Here is a 19759-nt window from a genome sequence, read left to right as displayed (position 1 = left end):
TTTAACTGGAATACAGTTGTCTTCGATTTGAGTCGCAGAAAGTACTGGGCCGCGAGGCTTTACTTTTTTGATGTGGTTGTTTGATGTTTTCTTAGTGTTTTCCATAGTCACTGTCCTTTTGAATATCAGTCTGACGACATTTTTTAAAGTATAAAATTGCGGTTTCCATTAAAGTTCTTTGGCGCTCGCAGAATTGGCCGTTCTTTTGGTTCTTAGAACCCGTTGCTTCCTTGTGGACGAACATGCAGCCACCGCCACAAAGAAAGCGTGCCCAGCAGGACTGGCAGTTGTTCTGCTCAATCAGGGGTTGTGCGTACTTTTCAAGAGCAGCCTCTGAAACCTCAGAGCCGTGGCCGACTTTTTCAGCGGCATTACCCACATCCCAAGGGCAGGAGAACAAGTTATTTCTGGCGTCCACCACCAGCAGGGATTTGCCGGCTCCGCAGAAGTTTTCAGTTCTGCGCTGGCTGTCCAGTGCGGAAAAGACGCGGTTGAAGAAGTTGATTTTTCTAAGCGCAGACTCGCCACCTTCAGCATAAGCGATCGCCGCTACTTCACGCATGGCGCGAGTGAAATCGTCACTCGCTTTCTGATTCAAATCAGAAACGCTGTAAGTGAATTCGTAGGTGTCGGCCGGGAACTGACGGTAAAACTCATAGGCTTTAACCAGGTTCATATTATCTGCGGTGAATACACCGTGCAGAGTGATCGAACCCAGTTCTGATTTTACGGCAAAAAGTTTTTTAAGGCCTTCGATGACCAGCGCTGTACTGCCCTGACCGTTTTTCATCGGGCGGGAGATATCGTTAATCTCAGCAGCTCCGTCGATGCTGACGGAAACATTGGAGTTGATGTCTTTTAAAAGTTCAATATTGGCATCCGAAAGCAAAGTGCCATTTGTGACGATGGCAAACTGTGCACGCAGGTTGCGACCGGCAGTCATCAGTTTTACATAATTTGAAATTGCGCGAATGCCTTCAGGATACAACAGCGGTTCACCGCCGATAAATCCAATGCGGAATGTTCCTGTGTCAGGAAGCTTATCCAAAAAGTACTTCAACTGCGGCAAGGTTTTTTCAACCGAGATTTTGGTTTGCGCAGCTCCATAAGTGCCGTCGCCGCCAGCTGCGCAGTAAGTGCATTTCAAATTGCAGATCTGAGTCACGTTGATGGTCAGGGAGCGAATCTCCTGCGCCAATTTGTGGGTGGTGACAGCCGGGTTGGTTTCGGAATTCCAGTCGTTCAGTATGGACTGAAGTTCTGAATCTTCTGGGTTTGAAATTGCATTCCACAGGTCTTCGGAGATGTCTGCAACCTCAAGATTTCGCGCATGAAAAGCCACTGGGAGTTCCCCAGGCGCACGAAAGGCAATGATGTCATTTTGTCTCCGAATTTCCATATGGCCCTGATAAGCAATAGGCGTACCAGATTTTGGTATTAACAGGTAAAAAATTAATCAGTAATATCAATTACTTAAGCAGGGTGTTTTGGGCGCGGTGTGTGACTGGGAGGTGCAAAAGGAACCACCATTCGAGTAATCCTTACGTGGAGGCTCTAAAAAGCTGAACTTAAGTCGGGACCAGTGGGAGAAAATATTAATTTGTTTCGTGTTTATTCTGAGGCATCCTTAGAAGGTATGTCATTCTCCATAAAATTCTGGGGAGTCCGTGGCTCTTTGCCATCGTCCCCACCACCATCAGCATGGGTGAACCACATCGAGGGAGTTCTTCAGAACTTTTTTAATTCTGGTCATCACAGTGCGCATCAAGTGCCCGAGTATATACGCGGTTTGCAAGAACCGGCGGTGGGTGGTTATGGATCTGCAACAACTTGTGTTGAGCTAAACTGTGGTAATAGTCAGATTATAATCGACGGCGGCAGTGGCATTCGTTCGATCAGCGAGAAAATTTTAAATGGCACCGCCAATCGTAAAAAGGGTCCTTACCATATTTTCATGACTCACTTTCACTGGGATCATGTGATTGGTTTGCCATTCTTTGTGCCGCATTTTATTCCGGGTGAAGAAATTCATTACTATGCAGTTCAGTCGGAACTGGAAGGACTTATTCGCGGTCTTTTCAAAAAGCCGTACTTCCCGGTTCCGTTCGAAGCTTTGCAGGCACGCATTCATTTTCATGTTTTGGAACCACGCAAATCGATCCAAGTAGGTGAGTTCAAAGTGACTCCTTACCAATTGGATCATCCAGATCCTTGCTGGGGCTTCAAAGTGGAAGCCGAAGGAAAGGCCTACGCGCATTGCGTGGACACGGAAGGCACACGGGTCACTCAGGACGAATTGGGTGAGGATCTTCCATTGTATCAGGATATTGATTTGATGTACTTCGATGCTCAATACACATTGCCGGAGTTGGCTGAAAAAGCGAACTGGGGTCATAGTGCTGCGCAAGTGGGTTTGGAAATTGCTTTCCGTGAAAGCATCAAGCGTGTGTTGTTTGCGCATCATGATCCAGGCGCGCGCACGGATCATGTTTTGGAATTGCGTCGTCAGACTTTGGAATATTACAACTCAGTGGCGACGGCCACGTCTGAAAATAACGAAGAAGCTCCACCGGTTATTTGGGATTTCGCCCATGAAGGACTGGAAGTCATTCTCTAAAAGGCACCTCTTAAGGTTCAGTGCCTTTTTTAAATACCAATTCAACATTTGTCGGATCAAAAGGGGCTTGAAGTGCGTTCAGGGCCTTTAACGTTTCTTCATCCAAGGTCACTTTCACAGCATCTTCTGGCAGAGTGAAATCATCAGCGGGATAACGGCTGCCAATTTTTTTCATGAAATCAGTCCATACCGGAACGCCACCACTGGAGCCAGTCAGTTTGTGCTGAAGGTTGTTGTCATAACCCACCCACACGATCGTGGTCAGATAAGGAGTGAAGCCACTGAACCAAGCGTCCTTGTTGTCGTTGGTGGTGCCGGTTTTTCCTGCAGCAGGATTGGTGAAACCATTTAGAGGAATCGCACGGGCCGAGCCCGAGATCACCACTTGTTTCATCATGCTGATCAGACTTGCCACGATCGCAGGGTCCTCAACCTGGCGTTCGTTGGGATTAAAGGTGTAAACCTCTGCGCCGTCAGCATTGATGGCTTTGCGCACGAATGAAATATCTTTGCGCATTCCCAGATTTGCAATGGTCATGTAGCTTTGCAAAACTTCGCGGGGATACATTTCAAATGCTCCCAACGTCAGCGAAGGGAATGACTTTAATTCAGAATCAACACCGAATTTATGAGCGACATCGACGATGTTGCCGATACCGACGCTCATTCCTAAGTTCGCCGTTGCGGCGTTCATAGAGTTTTTCAAAGCATAGAACATCGGCACTGTGCCATAGTATTTCTTACCGTAGTTTTCAGGCGCCCAGGTTTGTCCTTCGTATTTGATTTGTTGTTTTTCATCATTCAACAAAGTGATCGGAGTGAAGGGTTTTCCCTCGGGAGTTTCATTCATCAATGCTGTCAGGTAAACGAACGGCTTCATGGTAGAGCCGACTTGTCGGTGACCGTCGATGGCGCGATTGAATTGAGTCATTCGGTAATTGCGACCGCCTACGACAACAGTGACTAATCCACTGCGATTGTCGCCGACCAAAACGATGCCTTCAAGGCTGTTGCCTTTCTCTTTAAGGGCTTTGATGTGCTTGTTGGACTTTTCAAGGTTATCCAGATGGCTGCTTAAAGATTCCTGTGCGGCCTGTTGCGATTCCAGATCCAGAGCTGTGTAAATACGCAAACCTTCGACCGGAACTTTCAAAGCATCCAGTTGTTTGCGAACGGCATCCAGGTAATAAGGTGCAGTTTCTGTCGCCAAAGTGACCGGGGCCCGTGGTAATGGTGTGTTGTCGGCGGTAGTCATTTGCGATTCCGTGACAAAATTCAAACCTTTCATTTTATCCAGAACCAAATGGCGGCGGCGTTCAGCGTTCGCCGGTTTTTTAAACGGATTGTACAGCCCGGGACTGTTCACTATGGCTGCCAGTAAAGAACACTCCGACAAATCCAGATCGCTGACTTCTTTATTGAAGTAATATCTCGCGGCAGCTCCGTAACCACGCACTTGGAACGAACCATTTTGTCCCATGTAGATGACATTCAAATAAGTTTCCAGGATTTCATCCTTGTTGAAGCGCGATTCCAGAAGAATCGACATGATGAATTCTTGATACTTTCTTTTGATGGTTCTTTCGCTGGTCAGGAAATAGTTTTTTACCAGCTGTTGTGTGATGGTACTGCCACCTTCTTTGCGGCCTGTAGTGATGTTTTTGACCAGGGCGCGAAGAATACCCTTAAAGCTGACGCCCCCGTGCTCCAGGAATTGCGCATCTTCGATGGCCATGATGGCATTCGAGCACGTCGGAGGAACTTCACCCAAAGTCACGGTTTTTTGCATTAAAGGTTCGTTACCAATGTACTGTGCCAAAAGGGGAGCTTCGCCAAAAGCGGAAGTCACTTCTTGGAAAGGTGCTCCGATAAAGATTTTTGAGATTGTGCTGTCATTTTGGAAAACCAGAACTTGCAAGGAGATATCCACTTTTTCAGTCGGAATATCCTTGTTCACCCAAGCCAAGCAACCGATTTGATTTTCGTCCAACGGGAGTTGCAGGCGAGCGCTGCACTGCTCTCTGTCGGTGAGGAAGTAATCTCCTTGTAATAATCGTTGATCGTACTCCCGGCGACGGAAGTTTTGCTTGATAAATAAGCCTTCGATCGTCTCGGGCGTTCCTGAGTTCCTGGCGCTGAATACGCGCGGCCCCGCGTAGTACTCAGTGGGTACAATGAAGCGCTTGGATTCCAGCTTTTGAGTCATCTCTTTTTCGAGTGAAAAATAGGAATAAGTGGCAAACCCAAGTCCCGCGATGATTGCAAGCGTCACAAGGATTGTAAAACAAAATAAAATGGTCTTTAATCGTGGTCGCAACATGCACATAGAGTAGTACGAAAAACAGACACTGTTGAAGTAGTTTTTTCGTGAAAGGGAAAAGTTGTGGCTAAGAAGAAATCTTCTGTGAAGAAAGCCGTCAAAAAGACCGCTAAAAAGGTCGTAAAAAAAACTGCAAGCAAAGTCGTAAAAAAAGCTTCCAAAAAGTCTCCGGCAAAGAAAGCCTCTGCAAAGAAGTCAGTTGTAAAGAAATCACCAGCGAAAAAAGCGGTGGTGAAAGCAGCGAAGAAGACAGCGAAGAAAATAGCTGCAAAACCGGCTCCCAAGAAGGCTGGTTCCAAAGCAGCTCCGAAGAAATCCGCGATGGCTCCTGCCAATAAACAAGTGTTCAGCAAGCCTGTTGCAAAAAAAGCAATGGATTTGACGGATATGGTGACGCCATTGGATGATCGCTTGATCGTACAAACATCAGGCACGGATCGTACAACAGCAAGCGGATTGCTTTATATCCCTGACACTGTAGCTGATGTTTCCGGAAATCTGCACGGCACAGTTGTAGCGGTTGGACGTGGACATGTGAACAAGAAGGGACACCTTCACCCGATGGAATTGAAAGTGGGAGACAAGGTTGTTTTTTCACAATATTCCGGATCAAAAATTAAAATTCAAAATGAAGACCTCGTCATCCTTCGTGAAACCGAAGTGATGGGCGTGGTAGAAAAGTAAAGGAATGCGAATGTTGAAAGCACATTTTCTAAAAGTATTGGGTCTTTCCATTGCGCTGACGTCCCCTGTGGCGCAAGCGATGTCTTTGGATTGGTCAGGTGGATACCGCGCGGAATGGGTTGAAGTGGATAAACCTTCTTTGGGTGCTCCAGCTCCAATCGGAACAGCAAGAAAAGCCTACGGCTTGAACTACTTGTACCTGACTCCGAAAATCATCGCAGCTGACGGTATCAACATCGTTTCGCGCTTTGATATTTTTAACAGCGATATCTATCCAGGTTCTCAATTGGGTACTATCTGGGGGATGAACACTTCTGATTCGGCGACTTCCAGCGGAAATCAGATGTCTTCAGGTAATCAAGGCCCGGCGACTGTTTCAGCAAGCCAGCTTTATTTGAACGTGAACCAAGAGTTCGGTTCTTTGTTGGTGGGGCGCGTGCCGTTTGAATTCGGTACTGGCATGCTTTATTCCAGCGGTAAAGGAGCATTTGATCACTGGTATAACACTCGTGACATGGCAGCATACAAAGTTATCGTGGGTGACTGGTTCTTGATGCCAATGATCGGGCGTATGGTAGCGAACGATTTCGGTCAGGGTAACAACCAAACTTTCTGGGCGGCACAACTTCAATATGAAAACGTCGAAGCGAAATCTTTGATGGGTATTTATGTTGAGCAGAAAAAAGGTGCGCAAACCACTCTGAATTACACTCAGGAGCAGCTTGATACCTATGGCGGTGGCGCAGGTCAGGGTGTTGTTGGTGGTGACATGAGCATCAATACAACTAGCTTTGTATTGGGTCGTGGCTGGGATTCCTTTGGTTATAAATTCGAAGGCGCATTTCAGTCTGGGGAAACAGGTATCAAACGTGGACCTGAAGACGTGAAAGTGGATGGTTTCGGTTTGGCAGCAGAGCTTTACTTCCCGGCAAAAGAATCCAAATGGGATTACTCTTTCAAATTGGGTATGGCTACGGGTGACACTGATTCCGTTAACTTCAGCGGTTTTGCTTACAACAAAAACTATGACGTTGCGATGTTGATGTTCAATCATCGTTTGGGTGGGCCGGATCTGTTCAATACGGACGCTGTTAAGCCGACCGCTGCGAATGGCACGACATTGGGTGTGGGAAATTCGGCGGATGATGAAAGTGTCGGGAATGCATATTACCTGGCTCCATCAGTGAATTACACGATCAGCGAGCGCTTGAGCGTTCGAAACACAGTGGTTTATGCTCAATTGATGAACGTTCTTCCGAATTCTGTTGATGCTAAAAAAGATTTGGGCCTAGAATGGGATATCGAAGTTGTTTTCAAACCTCTTGAACGTGTTCAATGGGTGAATCAACTTGGTTTGTTGTTCCCCGGTGAAGCTTGGAAAAACGGAACAGGCACAGAAGGGAATAAGGCAAACGATTTTACGTTTGGATTTGCATCTAAAGCCGCCATCAGCTTTTGATCACAACTTGATTGCAACTTGTACGACAGCTTGATGACTACATGATACTACTTGTTTGGTGGTGAGCAGGGCCCCCCGGGAGGAAACTTCCGGGGGGATTTTTTTTGCCTTTTTTCTTCGTGCTGTCTTGGCTTTGCGTTTCTGGGGATGGTTGTTTCACGACACGCCCTCCAGGCTCAACCGTGGCCCGCCTTCGGCGGGTGCGCGCCATCGTGGCGCCCACGGAGGTCGTTGCACATCCATCCCCAGAAACGCAAACCCAAGCCAGAAGAAGATTTTTGTGTTTTGAAATCTCTCCGGTTGGTTTCTTGAGAAGGGGGTATGCGTGGGCTAGCTTTTTCTTATGAGATCTTTATTTTTACTTTTTATGCTTTATTGTTTGGGGGCTTGTGTGCATCGGCCTTCGCCTTCGGATTTGCCTCGGGTTGATGGGTTGTTGGATGTGCCTTTGACGGCGGCCAATTGGGAGGTGGTTTATGATGGGGGAGGGGTTGTTCAGTTTGATGTGGATGGGACTGGGGAGATGGTTTTTTATCCTCGGGTGGCTCGGACTTCGGGGCAGACTTTTTCCAGTCTTTTGTTGTTGAAGAATTCGGTGGTGAAGCCGGCGAATGATTTTGTGGTTCGTTTGGAAGTGACTACGGTTCGGCAGTTGCGGTCTTCGACTCCTAATGATTGGGAGGTGTTTTGGTTTGTCAGCAACTTCCGTAAGGATCCGAAGTTGGTCAAGACGGCTAATTACTTTATTCAGAAACCTAATTCTGGGGCGGAGTTGGGGCGTTTCTTTGCTGAAAATGGGCAGAAGTTTTTGATGACCTCGACGGACTCGACGCTTGAAATCGGCACGCGGTCGACTTTCTATTTTGCAAAACAGGGAAAGCGCTATCGGGTTTTCCGTGACGGAGAGCTGGTTATGGACTACCAAGGTAAGGAAATGCCGGAGTCTTTGTATGACCAGGCGGGGGCGTTGGGGCTTTATGCGGAAGATGCTGTGGTTCAGCTGCACTCTTTTGCGTATCAAATTTTGTAGAAGGATCGTGTGATGAAATTCTTGTCTTTGTTCGCGACGTTTTTTATTTCTGTATCTGCTTTTGCCGGTTCGTGGAAGATGGTTGCGAACGACACTGTTTTTCAAAATGCCCCGATGATGAAGATCTATCCGATCAATTCCAAAGAAGTTTATTCTGAAATTCTTGTGCGCGTGACTCGCGGAACTGTTCGCATCACGAATCCCATGATCTGGCTTAAAAATAAGGGACAACAACCTGTTTGGACTGTGCAAGGTGATTACCGCGGACCTCGCGATGCCGGCGCTCGCTTTTTTGAAGATCAAATCATCGACCTGCGCATGAACCTTCAAAACCTGGATCGCAACATCCCTGCGAACATTCAAATCTATATTCGTTAGTTTTCTTTGATAGACAAAAATGGAAACGGGCCCGTCATGGACCCGTTGGAGGAATTTCTTATTTAGGAATTCTGTTTTTTATTGGCGTAGCATTCCAGAAGTTCTGCCTGTGCTAACCGGTGCAGCACCTTGTGGTTGGTACGGCATTTGTTGTTGTTGTTGCCATTGTTGATACTGATCTTGCGGTTGAGAGTACATCGGTGGTTGCTGACCTGGAACTTGAGTCATTGTTGAGCCACCTGGTTGTGCCGGAACAAACTGTGTAGGCATGCCGCTGGATTGGAAATTGCCCTGGATTACGTTGTTTGGAACCGCATTTGGAATAGTTGCGATACCTTGTCCTGTTGCTCCACCGCGACCCATGCCATCTGTACGTCTGTAAACTTGACCGTTGATAACTACCGTATCAGCACCTGTTTGACCTTGAGCTGTAGTTCCTGCAGCAGCAAATGCTTCAGCTAGAGATTGTTGTAGTCCCGCTGAGAACTGATTAGCTTTTTGCATGCCGTCCGTTACGATTGAGATACGTTGAGACATAGAGTTCAACTCGGTGTCTAGAGACGGATTCGTTTGAGTTCTCCAAAGTACTTCATCAAGATATGCGGATTTTTCAGCACTTACTGTTGTATTTGCTGCCTTTTGTTTTAGTGCCTGGATGAACTTAAGATCTGCAGTTTTAATTGATGCAGAAGAGTTGATTAGTGATTGCTGAAGTTTAGAGTGGCCTTCAGGAATTACTGCGATGAAATTCTCAAGAGAGTACAACAGCTCTTTAATTTCCTTTGGTTTTGTTGAAGATTTTCCTGTCAGATAGTCATAGTGAGCTTGTCTGTTTTCCAGAATAACTTCTGCTTGTACAGGCATAACTCTTCTGCTGATAAATGAAAGCACAGTGCTGTCATTGATTTCATCGCTATCCAGGTCGGAGAAAAGTGATTTTAGACCTTCAGAGTAGCAAGCCATAGTTGCTCCCTTTGCGGTTAGGTCCAAATCTTCATCAGACTCCATATCGCTGCAGTTCTCTGAAAGTTCAGCTAAAGCCTGATTCAGTTTCGCGTATTTATCTTTCGCGTCGGATTTTTTAGCTTTTGCAGTTTTCTTTGCTTTAGCTTTTTCTTCTTTTTCAACTTTTGCTGATTTCACGCGTTTTTCGCCGCGCTTTGGCTCTTCTTCTGTTTTAGATACGCGTGCAGACAATAGTTCTTTGGCGATATCGTTTAGTTCAGAAGTGTTCGTTTGGAAGTTTGTATCAAAAGTATATGTAGTAGAGCAGCCGCCACAAAGTACTTTGGTGCCGCTTTCAGTTTTGTATTCGACTTTATCAAGAATAACGTCAGTTCTCTCACCTTTTTTGCTGTATCTAGCAATCCACTCATCGCCATCATATTCAAAAGTACTGCTTTTGAAATCGGCGCTCTTTTGTGCCATGTCAGTAGAATTATAGGTCACCAAAGATTTTGGTGCAGAGATATTGAAGCCAAGCGCGGCAAGTAGAACACCTGTCATGGCCCATTTTTTCTGATTATCGTTAAATTTCATAAAGTCCTCCTAGTTAATAGGTCTTCCAGACCCTTTTTCCTACTTAGAGTTAAAGCGAAGTGCGCGCCAACCAAGGGGTGTTTGGTTGGCACCGGTAACTGCACGGAATACTTGCCTATTCTCATTCTGAGAGGGGTGTCCTAGAAAAACTCACATGTAAAACTTCTGGAGTGTCATCCTGAGATTTTTAAATATCACCATAGTTTCAAATAGTTAGGTGTTGAACTGGCTGATGTTGCTAAAGGGGTAGAAAATGCCACTTTGTGGCTCTTCCCCTTGCGAAAACGGGGTTTTTCATTGATAACAACCGCTCAATGAAGCTGCATTTTCCCTCTGCCCCCAAGCCTGAACATATCGCTGAATCCGATTGGACCAATTGGACTTGGCAGCTTCGTCATTCGTTGAAGAGCAAGGCTGATTTCGAGAAGGCGTTTGCGCTATCCCCGTCGGAACAAGAAGCCTTCAGTGAAGGTTCTGAACTTTTCAATATTCGCACAACTCCGTATTACGCAAGCCTGGCTGGTGAAGCGGGTGAATCCATCCGCCAGATCTTGATGCCACAAAAAATCGAACTTGAAGATGGCTTGCAGCAGATGCTGGATCCTTTGGGCGAGCTTAAAAACAATCCAGCTCCACGGGTGATTCATCGCTATTCAGATCGCGTGTTGTTTTTGATCACGGATATCTGCAGTGTTTATTGCCGTTTCTGCACCCGCAAACATTTCACGGGGCAGGAGCAGGCCTTCATCCGCAACGAAGAATACGAAAAAGCCATTCAGTACATCAAATCTCACCCAGGAATCCGCGAAGTGATTTTGTCAGGTGGTGATCCGCTGACGGTCAGTGACGGTCAACTGGATCGCGTGCTGGGTGACTTGCGCGCCATTGAGCACGTGGAAATCATCCGCATTGGATCGCGCATGCCAGTGGTATGCCCGATGCGTATAACGGATGATCTTGTGAAGATTCTGAAAAAATACAAGCCCGTGTTCTTGATGTCGCATTTCAATCACCCGAACGAACTGACTGCCGAGGCCGCTGCAGGTCTTGAAAAGCTTGTGGATAATGGTGTGCCCGTGATGAATCAAATGGTTCTGTTAAATGGAATCAACAATCATCCAGCACTAGTGCAGGCTTTGAATCGTCGTTTGCTTTTCTTAAGAGTAAAGCCCTACTACATGTTCCAATGTGATCCTTCACAAGGAACCGATCACTTGCGCACATCAATTGAAGATTCTTTGGAGATTCAAAAAGAGTTATGGGGGCACCTGTCGGGGCTCGCAATGCCGAATCTGTCTGTCGATATTCCTGATGGTGGTGGGAAAACTTATCTTGTCCCGAACTACGAAACCGCGCGCGATGGAAATACGCGTTTCTATAAAGGCTGGGACGGAGTCGAAGCGAAGTATGTCAGCCCGGCACCAGAGAAAATCAAAAAGCCCGAGCTGCATCACTACCTGGAAGAATGGAATCAGCTTAAAGCGGCCAAAGCATCGCTTATTAGGTAACAGGTTAGATCATAGTCCAGTCGTCGCATTAACTTTGTGTTACAAGATATTTTGAACCAAGTATCTGATAACATTTTTAAATGCGTTCATTTTTGGTTTTTCTTCTTTTACAGATGATAATTCATTCGCTGGCATTTGCCGAATGCGATCGATCCCAGATTGCAACCTATATTGGGCAGATTCAGAAGTATTCTGAAAGAAATGGTATTTCTGGTCACATAGACGAACTGGAAAGTTATCTAAAAGACTGCAAAATTTCCAAACGCTCCCTGGGAGTTCCTGACGATTTTTTTCAGAATCTGAAATCTGAAAATCAAAAGTATATGCTTAAGGAAACAAAGAAATCCATCGAGGAATTCACAAAAACTGGCAAGCCAGACTTGTTTAAAGATGAATATGACTTTTACACAAAGAATCTTAAAACGGTAAATGCCGGCAAATATTGGGATGAGCAAGTTAAAAAATCTGAGCCCGCATATTTACGTGAAAAGAAAACCTGCACCAATGTGGACTTCTCGAAAGAGATGGGGCCAATTCGGAATCAGGACTCTGTAGGGTGGTGCTGGGCCTTTACATCGGCAGACTTGCTGTCATACAAAACCAAACAAAGAATATCAGCTGCTGATATTGCTTACACCGTCAAATATGATCACGAAAAAATTGGGAAAGACGTTTCGGATTTAGTAGGTAAAGGAACACACGTTCATAATGCATTGAATGCAATGGCAAAGAGTGGCTTATGCCCTGAAAGCAGTATTCCTAGTGAAGACAACGTCAACTCGGAGTATATAGAACTTCTAACAAAACTCCAAAAAATGGGGTCGATCGGAATAGCCACTCCAGAGGCCCTTGATTGTTCCTCAACTTTATTATCAGTAAAAACACTGTTTCCAAATCTTTCTCCAAATGAAATGGCCGCTGTTGTTCAAAAATCCAAATCTACGAACCTCATCAAAAATCTTGCTAATGCATCTTGTAAGAAGAGATTTCATATAAAGTATGAAACTTGGATCGCTCAAAAAGATGCAGATAACCCCATGGAACTTATGGATAGCATCGATCAACAACTTTCCAATAAAAACCCAGTGGCCATCACTTACGATGCGAGTGGTCTTATTAATCGGCGGGATTTTGAAGAGTACAAAAGTCATGCGAGCAATCTTGTGGGACGTCGTTTTAACGAAAAGACCGGCCAGTGTGAGTATCTTTTAAGAAACTCTTGGGGACGTAGCTGTGATCAATATGATTTCCATTATTCTTGCAAAGAAGGAAATGTCTGGGTTCCAAAAACTGATCTAATTAAAAGAACGGTATTAGCAACATATGTTAAATAGTTTATTTTTTTCGCTTATAATTGTATCCCACGCAGATTCTTTGACCTGCACTCGAGGCGTAATTCGACAGACAACGGGTGGAGCAGTTATCGCCGAGGCTGCAGACTATTGTTTTAACGAAGAAAAAAATCGTCTAATTTCGAAAAACTGCAAAAATAGAGATTGTCTGGCATTTGATAGATTTAAAATCGTCGATTTCTCGGAGATATACGACCAACACAGCAATCCGGGATTTAATCTTTGCAGAAAGTTAGAGGGCCGTCCCGAGATCGTCGAATTTAGGGTTGGCAAAGAATGGTATGCCTTAGATCGCTGTGTTTTTAAAGACGGGACATTTGCAGACGTGGGGCAGCTACTTGGGTTTTACACCCGAAAATAGCTGCGTGAAAGTCGCAGTTTGCTTTAAGGACGGTATTCAAGTTCCAGGATGCCGTAGTCGTTTTCTACACCCACTGAAAAATCAAAGAACTCAACTTCGGGTTTGCCGTTGAATTGCAGCCACTGTGACATCGAATCGAATTTGCGTGGTTCGGAGTTGCGATCTGTGACCCAGTACAAAACATGATAGGCTTTTTTCTCTTTGCTTGGGTTGTTGTATTCCTGAACCAGGAAGTGCACGCGGAACTCGCGCAGCATTTTTGTGCCTTTGCCACACCAAACATCCCAGTCCCAGGCATCGGGACGGTCATAGACATGGGCGCATTTTAGAATGATCTCGCCATCGTTGCTCATCCAGCGGAATTTGACATTGTCTTCAGTGATGGCTTTCGGTCCCACCAGTGTAAAACCGGGGCGGGGAGCTGCGAAGCTGATTGAAGATACCAGGAGTCCAAGAGCTGCGATGAAAATCTTAAGTGTTGTCATACCTCAAGGGTAACAACTTGAAGGATAAAATCAAAGTAATCCGCTGGTTGAAAACGAAAAAAGGCTTCGGTTGCCCGAAGCCTTTTTGCTTTTCAGCTTTTCAGCTTTTAAGAAACGTTTAGTTCCAGAAAAGAGAGAAGTTTAGGAAAGCGATGTTGAAACCCATATCCAATTCGCCTTTTTTCTCAAGACGCAGTTCTGGAGTGTAAGTGATACCATCCAGGATTTGGAAACGTTTACCGCCACCGATGAAGAAACCGAATTGGTTTTCGTAGTCAGCGCCATCACGAACAGAGTATAAACCCACGCCCGCTTTTGCGAAGAAGGAAGATTTCAAATCGCTTTGGAAGTTGTAGGCACCGATAGCTGCGATATCGATCAAAGTTTCGCTGTTGCCAGTTCCAGAGAATTCTTCGGAAAGGATTGCGATGCCGCCTTCGCCGCCCACTTGCCAGCCGTCTTGCAAGTAACGCAGGTAAGATGCGCTTGCAGAAATTTCAGTTCCGCTGTCGCAATCTTTACACTGATTGCCGGAAAAGAATCTACCTTGTGTAAGGTTCGTTGTAACTTCGTTCAGCGGTGCAGAGCTGTAAGAAGTGAAAGAAGAAGTGTAATCTTTTGCAGAAGCTACGGAGCAAACTGCAGAAACGATCACGGCTGCTGATACTAAAAGTTTTTTCATAGAGACTCCTTTGTCAATTCAACAAAAATGATTGTTGTTTATCAAAAAGGAGTCAACCCCTATTCTATTAAACTCTTTCAAGACGCGCGTACTTCGCGACAAACTTTTTAACTGTATTGTCGGTGAACATAACGCTGACTTTAAGGTTATCTCCGGCTCCCTCGGTCGCATAAACGGTACCGACTCCAAAAGTAGGGTGGCGGACGCGCATGCCCTTAGAGTAAGAACTCTTGCTGGAGGAATCCATATCATCGTAATCCGGAAAGTCCTGGGTATCGAAGTCATCGCCCCCAGTGCGCGGTTTATTGCGATCACCAGAACCAGACGAAGACCAGGCGCTTGGGAAGTATTCATCCGAATTGCTGCCACTAGTGCCATAGCGTGAAACAAAGCGAGGTGCCTCTGCCGCCGCCGATTTAAAGTTCACGAACTGAGTCGGAATTTCCTTAAGGAAGCGGGAAGGGGGATTGAATTGTTCCTGCCCCCAAACGCGGCGCATTTTTGCATAGGTCAGCCACAGTTTTTGGCGGGCGCGGGTCATTCCTACATAAGCTAGGCGACGCTCTTCTTCCACGTCATCCTTGTCCTCTGATTCAGCACTGCGGGAGCTTGGGAACAGATTTTCCTCAAGACCCACCACAAAGACGTATGGAAACTCCAAACCTTTGGAGATATGCAGGGTCATCATGGTCACAGAGTTTTGCTCTTGATCCAGGGAATCCACATCATTCACCAAGGCCATTTCCTCAAGGAAGCTGGTCAAAGTGGACTCTTCACCGCGCTCTTTTGCGAACTGCGCGATGGCGTTATCAAGTTCCTCTAAGTTTTCAATACGAGCCTGGGCTTCTGGAGATTCATCTTTCTTCAAAGCCGCTAGGTATTCAGTACGATCCAAAACGATATGATAAAAATCAGTCAGCTTGAATGAAGTTGCGTTCACTTGCAGCTCGCCCATGATGTCCAGGAATCTGCGAATCTTTCCTGTGGTGCCCGCAGGCAGCAGACGCTCATTCACGGCTTTTTCTGCGGCTTCCATCAAAGTCATATTCTTTTGATGAGCCAGTTCTTCCAATTTTTCGACAGTGGTTTTACCGATCCCGCGAGCCGGCACATTGATCACGCGCTTAAAAGCGATGTCATCTGCCGGATTGATTGAAAGTTTCAGGTAGCAAAGGATGTCCTTGATCTCCATGCGCTCATAGAAGCGCACACCACCGACCAGGCGGTAAGGAATTCCCGTCGTGCGCAGTTGTTCCTCAAGGACGCGGGACTGAGCATTCGTGCGATAGAAAATCGCATAGTCGTTGTAAGAGCCTTCACCATCGTTGATCATGGTCTGAATGGTTTTGGCAGCGAACTTGGCTTCGTCGTATTCATTGCGCTCTTCGCGCACATTGATCAAATCACCCTCTTGATTGGAGGTGAAAAGAGTTTTGTCTTTTCGTTGCGAATTGTTTTTGATCACGGCGGTTGCCGCATTCACAATGTTCGCTGATGATCGGTAGTTTTCCTCTAGCTTTACGACTTTCGCTTCAGGGAAGTCTTTTTCAAAATCCAGAATGTTTTTAATATCCGCACCACGCCATGAGTAGATCGATTGATCCTCGTCACCGACCACGCACAGATTGCGATGGGCTTTGGCCAGCATCTGTACCAGAAGATATTGGATGTGATTGGTATCCTGATACTCGTCCACCATGATAAAGCGGAATTTTTGCTGGTACTGAGCCAGAATATCCGGATACATGCGGAAAAGTTCGTAGGTCTTCATCAGAAGATCATCGAAATCCAGACTGTTTGCCTTCTTCATTTCAGCTTCGTAGGCCTTGTAAACCTCGACAGTTTTTTGATCCATCAGGCGCTTATTGCCTTTTTCGAATTGCTCGGGATTCAAACCCATCATTTTCGCACTGCTGATGCGACCCTGGAAGTTTTTTGCGGGATAGATTTTGTCGTTGATGTTTAGCGCCGTCATCACCTTCTTGATTTGTGAAAGCGTGTCTGACGAATCATAGATTCCAAAGAAGGGTTTGTAGTCCAAAAGAGTGATGTGCTGACGAAGAACACGCACACAGAAACTATGGAACGTGGAAATCCAAAGTTGACTGTGAACGGGGACTTGAAGCTCGGTCAAAAGCTTGTAAATACGATGTTCCATCTCCTTGGCAGCCTTATTCGTAAAGGTCACCATCAGGATTTCTTCGGGGCTCGCAGCACCGTTGCCGATCATGTTTGCCATGCGGTGGGTAAGAACGCGAGTTTTCCCGGAGCCGGCTCCAGCCAAGATCAATACGGGCCCCTCAAGAGTCTCAACCGCATCCTTCTGCGCAGGATTCAAATTTTTAGTAACAAATTCCAATACATCCACGTACTGCTCCTAATCCCGGCGGGCCTCTGTCGGATACCCCAGCGGGCTGGGGGCGCCGAAGCTTTAGCGGAGGCGACTGTCGAAGTTTTAGTGGGACTGACAAAGTTTGTCTATCCCTAAGTTATCATTGAGTTTTTTGTGAACTTCCGCTAAAACTATAACGCATTCGGTCGAAGACCCGGCGTGGCTCCGTTTTTTATAGAGCCTGGAGAGGACTTTGTGAAGCTTGTTCTTCCTAAAATCACATCCGTAATTTTATTGGCTCTGGCTGTCACGGCATGCTCAGGTCAGGAAAATACGTCCCAGGTTTCTGGCTCCGTTCAGGTTCTTGCTCCTATGAACGATAGCAAGAGTGGTGTCTCCCTGAAGTTCATCGAGCTTTCAGGATTGGATAACCTGCGCGAGGTTTCCGGACGTTTTGTTCGCTTTTTTATCAGTCCGCGTATCTTGGACAACCGCTTGAACGGTCCTGCTCCACAAGGGCGTTTCATCAAAAACTCAGACGATAAATACGTTCCTACAAACGAGCAAAGCCAGCAGCTTGTGGTGATCTACGCTCACATGCAGAACCTGGCAAAGATGGATGAAGCCGTGGGAGCCGGTGGCGTGAATCGTTGGCCGCGTGACATCGGTGTCGCCGTTCGCGAGGCCAGTGGCTTGGTGAACAATGCACTTTACGACGGATCGACAGACTCAATTTTGATCGTGCCTTACACTCACCAAAATCTGCCCATCGCGGTGAATGGTGGAATTTTAGCTCATGAGCATTTCCATTCGCTTTACTACAAATTGGTGATGAAAGATTTTAGCGACCCAGCGGGGGAGCAGAGTGTAAATACCGGTTCCAATCATGACCGTGTGCAGTTTCTTAAGGCCGCGGGTATCACTGACGAGAGCGATCATGCAACGCCCAGTGTGCGTGTTGGTGGTGGCTTGAAGATTGGTAAAGGCCGTGAAGTTACAGTTTCAGAGAAATTGGTAAAGCGTTACTACAACCGTTACTTGCACCGTGGATTGAATGAGGGGCTTGCTGATTTCTGGGGCTGGGCCTATACAGGTGATCCGGATTTTATCTCGTCCTCTTTGCCAGATTTTAAACTACAGCGCTCTTTGAATATTGGGGAGTATGAAGTTGTTGGACTTGTATCTGCGGATCGTCTGCGCGACATCTCTGCAAGCTATGTTAATTTTAATTCCCGTCAAACCTATGAAGAATACATGCGCGACATGGCTTACAGCCTGGGCACGAAGTATTCGCGTTTGTTGAAGCTGTTTTCAGATAAATCCGCGGAAGCGCGTGGTGTGGATGCTGGGGAAATGCGCCTTAAGGTCGCAACTTGGATCGTGTCCACTCTGCCGGTTTTTCGTCAGGACTTTGTGGATAATGAAGCTAACATTTACTATCCGCCAACACGATTCCTTGAAGTTTTTGCTTCGCAAATTCCGGATATGAACGAAAAGGAATGTCAGTTCCTGGTTGAAGTGCTGAACTCAGCAGAAACCGCATCTGTAAAATCCTGCGTGAATAAAAACAATCGTTTTGAAATCTCCGGGGATAAGAAATGAGAATCCTCGTCGTGGTATTGTCATTGTTAGTGACTGTGGGAGCATTTGCCCAGCAGTCGCGCATGAAAAGACCTGCACTTGTTCCGGATTTAAATCAGTTTCAGGTGTATCCGCTGGCGATGGAGATGCGCTATGAAAAAGACTCCGCGGGAAATTGGCTCGAGCAAAAACCGCAGAATTTGAGTTTTGCATATCGTGCAACAGCCTGGTCCATTTTATTTGAATATTCTAAATTCGATGAGTCCTCTGGTAATTCCACTCTGAATATTAAACGTGAACATTCAGAGTTGCTGCTGTGGGGGCGCTGGCATTTGTGGAGACAGCAACAAAGTAAAGCTTTGCGTTTGTCTGTTTATGGTGCGGGTGGTTTGGGTACATATACCGAAAACGTTACAACAACTTTGTCTGGTACCACGCAAACCGATAGCACCGGTTCCAAAATGATGGGCGGTTTTGCCGCTGGCGCCGATGTCTCTTATGACTTTGTGAAAAGCTTTGGTGTAGTCGCCGCAGTTGAAGGCCGGGGTTTGATGGGACAGGAGTTTGATCCGAATCCCACTTTTGGCGGTGTTGCACGTGCAGGTTTTTACTACTCGTGGTAATTCGTTAATGTAAAGTCGGTTCGCTGTCTTTATCACGATCCGGTTTGCCACTGCCACTATGTGAATCTTCCATCTCAGCACTTTGCTTGTGAAAGTATTCATACTCAATTTCATCGTAAGTCTCAGGTAGCAATGAATTCATATTTTGTACCACTTCCTGGCGGCTTTTACGAAGGGCATAACCCAAGCCCACCAGACTTAAACCACCGAAAAGTAAATCTACTCCCACGAAAGTTCCGATCGTCCAGAAGGATGAAAGTGGATAGTTGTATAAGACGATGGCTGCAAGGAGAAGTGAAACAAGTCCATTTGCTAAATAGTATCCCCAGCCCGTGGATCGTTCGATGGTGGCCCCGATCACTTTGGATAGCCCACTCGCAAGCAAATAGAAACCAATCATCAGTGTGAAAATCATCGTGTTTACGAAGGGATCTCTGGCAATTAGAACCGCACACACGAAAGCCAGACAACCCAAGCCGACATGAGGCCATAGCTGACCAGTCTTGCGCCCTTGGATTCCGTAAATTATCTGTGCGATACCGCCGATGGCAAGAACCGCAGACAATGTCAGAACTGCTGCCAGAGTTGTTGCTGATGCGAACAACAATGCCACGACTCCCAGCACAGCATAGATAGCACCTGTCAAAATCAAGCGAGTGGATTTCCTGCTCATGAAAAGCCTCCATCATTGATGTTGCATTCAGGATGAGCTTGCTTTCGGGGAATACCAAGTGGGAATTGGAGGTTGTGATCGTCGACACTGGTCACAACGGACTTTGGAATATATGAAATGGACAAGAGTCGGGAA

Annotated in this window: 16 protein-coding genes; 9 read left to right on the top strand and 7 right to left on the bottom strand. The window is 46.2% G+C overall.

Annotated elements, in window-relative coordinates; genetic code table 11:
• Nucleotides 1–91: 91 nt before the first annotated feature.
• Entirely contained in the window at nt 92–1399 is a 1308-nt protein-coding gene (locus ACLVWU_RS16230; RefSeq protein ID WP_413575934.1) for a radical SAM protein, read from the bottom strand.
• Between the two features lie 237 nt (nt 1400–1636).
• Between ACLVWU_RS16230 and ACLVWU_RS16225 the strand changes: the two genes are divergently transcribed.
• Nucleotides 1637–2617, top strand: coding sequence for an MBL fold metallo-hydrolase (locus tag ACLVWU_RS16225; RefSeq protein ID WP_413575933.1), 981 nt, complete (start codon nt 1637–1639; stop codon nt 2615–2617).
• A 10-nt stretch (nt 2618–2627) separates the two neighbouring features.
• Here ACLVWU_RS16225 and ACLVWU_RS16220 read toward each other — a convergent pair whose 3' ends face one another.
• A complete protein-coding gene (locus ACLVWU_RS16220; protein ID WP_413575932.1) occupies nt 2628–4889 on the bottom strand; it encodes a transglycosylase domain-containing protein in 2262 nt (753 codons plus the stop codon).
• A 111-nt stretch (nt 4890–5000) separates the two neighbouring features.
• Between ACLVWU_RS16220 and ACLVWU_RS16215 the strand changes: the two genes are divergently transcribed.
• From ACLVWU_RS16215 to ACLVWU_RS16200, 4 genes are all read left to right on the top strand, one after another.
• Complete coding sequence (locus ACLVWU_RS16215) at nt 5001–5621, top strand: co-chaperone GroES (protein WP_413575931.1); 621 nt, start codon at nt 5001–5003, stop codon at nt 5619–5621.
• 10 nt (nt 5622–5631) lie between these two features.
• A complete protein-coding gene (locus tag ACLVWU_RS16210; protein ID WP_413575930.1) occupies nt 5632–7080 on the top strand; it encodes a hypothetical protein in 1449 nt (482 codons plus the stop codon).
• A 391-nt stretch (nt 7081–7471) separates the two neighbouring features.
• Nucleotides 7472–8110: a hypothetical protein gene (locus ACLVWU_RS16205; protein ID WP_413575929.1), complete on the top strand. Its 639-nt coding sequence runs from the start codon at nt 7472–7474 to the stop codon at nt 8108–8110.
• Between the two features lie 9 nt (nt 8111–8119).
• The gene (locus ACLVWU_RS16200; RefSeq protein WP_413575928.1) at nt 8120–8488 is read left to right on the top strand and encodes a hypothetical protein; all 369 of its coding nucleotides are present in this window, start codon (nt 8120–8122) and stop codon (nt 8486–8488) included.
• 78 nt (nt 8489–8566) lie between these two features.
• Here ACLVWU_RS16200 and ACLVWU_RS16195 read toward each other — a convergent pair whose 3' ends face one another.
• Nucleotides 8567–10027, bottom strand: a complete 1461-nt coding sequence (locus ACLVWU_RS16195) for a hypothetical protein (protein ID WP_413575927.1) — start codon at nt 10025–10027, stop codon at nt 8567–8569.
• Between the two features lie 263 nt (nt 10028–10290).
• On the opposite strand from ACLVWU_RS16195, the gene ACLVWU_RS16190 reads away from it, so the two are divergent.
• Together ACLVWU_RS16190 and ACLVWU_RS16185 are read left to right on the top strand one after the other, a co-directional pair.
• On the top strand, nt 10291–11535 hold the full coding sequence (locus ACLVWU_RS16190) for a KamA family radical SAM protein (RefSeq protein ID WP_413575926.1): 1245 nt from the start codon (nt 10291–10293) through the stop codon (nt 11533–11535).
• Between the two features lie 92 nt (nt 11536–11627).
• Nucleotides 11628–12869 carry a C1 family peptidase gene (locus ACLVWU_RS16185; RefSeq protein ID WP_413575925.1) on the top strand — a complete coding sequence of 414 codons (1242 nt, stop codon included), beginning with the start codon at nt 11628–11630 and terminating at the stop codon, nt 12867–12869.
• 402 nt (nt 12870–13271) lie between these two features.
• Here the strand turns inward: ACLVWU_RS16185 and ACLVWU_RS16180 are convergent, their stop codons facing one another.
• The 3 genes from ACLVWU_RS16180 to ACLVWU_RS16170 all read right to left on the bottom strand — a co-directional run bounded on the left by ACLVWU_RS16180 (nt 13272) and on the right by ACLVWU_RS16170 (nt 16783).
• A complete protein-coding gene (locus ACLVWU_RS16180) occupies nt 13272–13733 on the bottom strand; it encodes a hypothetical protein (protein ID WP_413575924.1) in 462 nt (153 codons plus the stop codon).
• 118 nt (nt 13734–13851) lie between these two features.
• Nucleotides 13852–14415, bottom strand: a complete 564-nt coding sequence (locus ACLVWU_RS16175; protein ID WP_413575923.1) for a hypothetical protein — start codon at nt 14413–14415, stop codon at nt 13852–13854.
• 67 nt (nt 14416–14482) lie between these two features.
• The gene (locus ACLVWU_RS16170) at nt 14483–16783 is read right to left on the bottom strand and encodes an ATP-dependent helicase (RefSeq protein ID WP_413575922.1); all 2301 of its coding nucleotides are present in this window, start codon (nt 16781–16783) and stop codon (nt 14483–14485) included.
• A gap of 219 nt (nt 16784–17002) precedes the next feature.
• Between ACLVWU_RS16170 and ACLVWU_RS16165 the strand changes: the two genes are divergently transcribed.
• Both ACLVWU_RS16165 and ACLVWU_RS16160 read left to right on the top strand, forming a co-directional pair.
• Nucleotides 17003–18349, top strand: a complete 1347-nt coding sequence (locus ACLVWU_RS16165; protein ID WP_413575921.1) for a hypothetical protein — start codon at nt 17003–17005, stop codon at nt 18347–18349.
• Nucleotides 18346–18951 carry a hypothetical protein gene (locus ACLVWU_RS16160; protein WP_413575920.1) on the top strand — a complete coding sequence of 202 codons (606 nt, stop codon included), beginning with the start codon at nt 18346–18348 and terminating at the stop codon, nt 18949–18951. The genes ACLVWU_RS16165 and ACLVWU_RS16160 overlap by 4 nt, the downstream gene beginning before the upstream one ends.
• 4 nt (nt 18952–18955) lie before the next feature.
• Here ACLVWU_RS16160 and ACLVWU_RS16155 read toward each other — a convergent pair whose 3' ends face one another.
• Nucleotides 18956–19624: an HdeD family acid-resistance protein gene (locus tag ACLVWU_RS16155; protein ID WP_413575919.1), complete on the bottom strand. Its 669-nt coding sequence runs from the start codon at nt 19622–19624 to the stop codon at nt 18956–18958.
• Nucleotides 19625–19759 lie beyond the last annotated feature (135 nt).

It is taken from the genome of Bdellovibrio sp. HCB290, from assembly GCF_047305925.1.
Lineage (GTDB): Bacteria > Bdellovibrionota > Bdellovibrionia > Bdellovibrionales > Bdellovibrionaceae > Bdellovibrio.
This window is presented reverse-complemented; position numbering and strand designations above follow the sequence as displayed.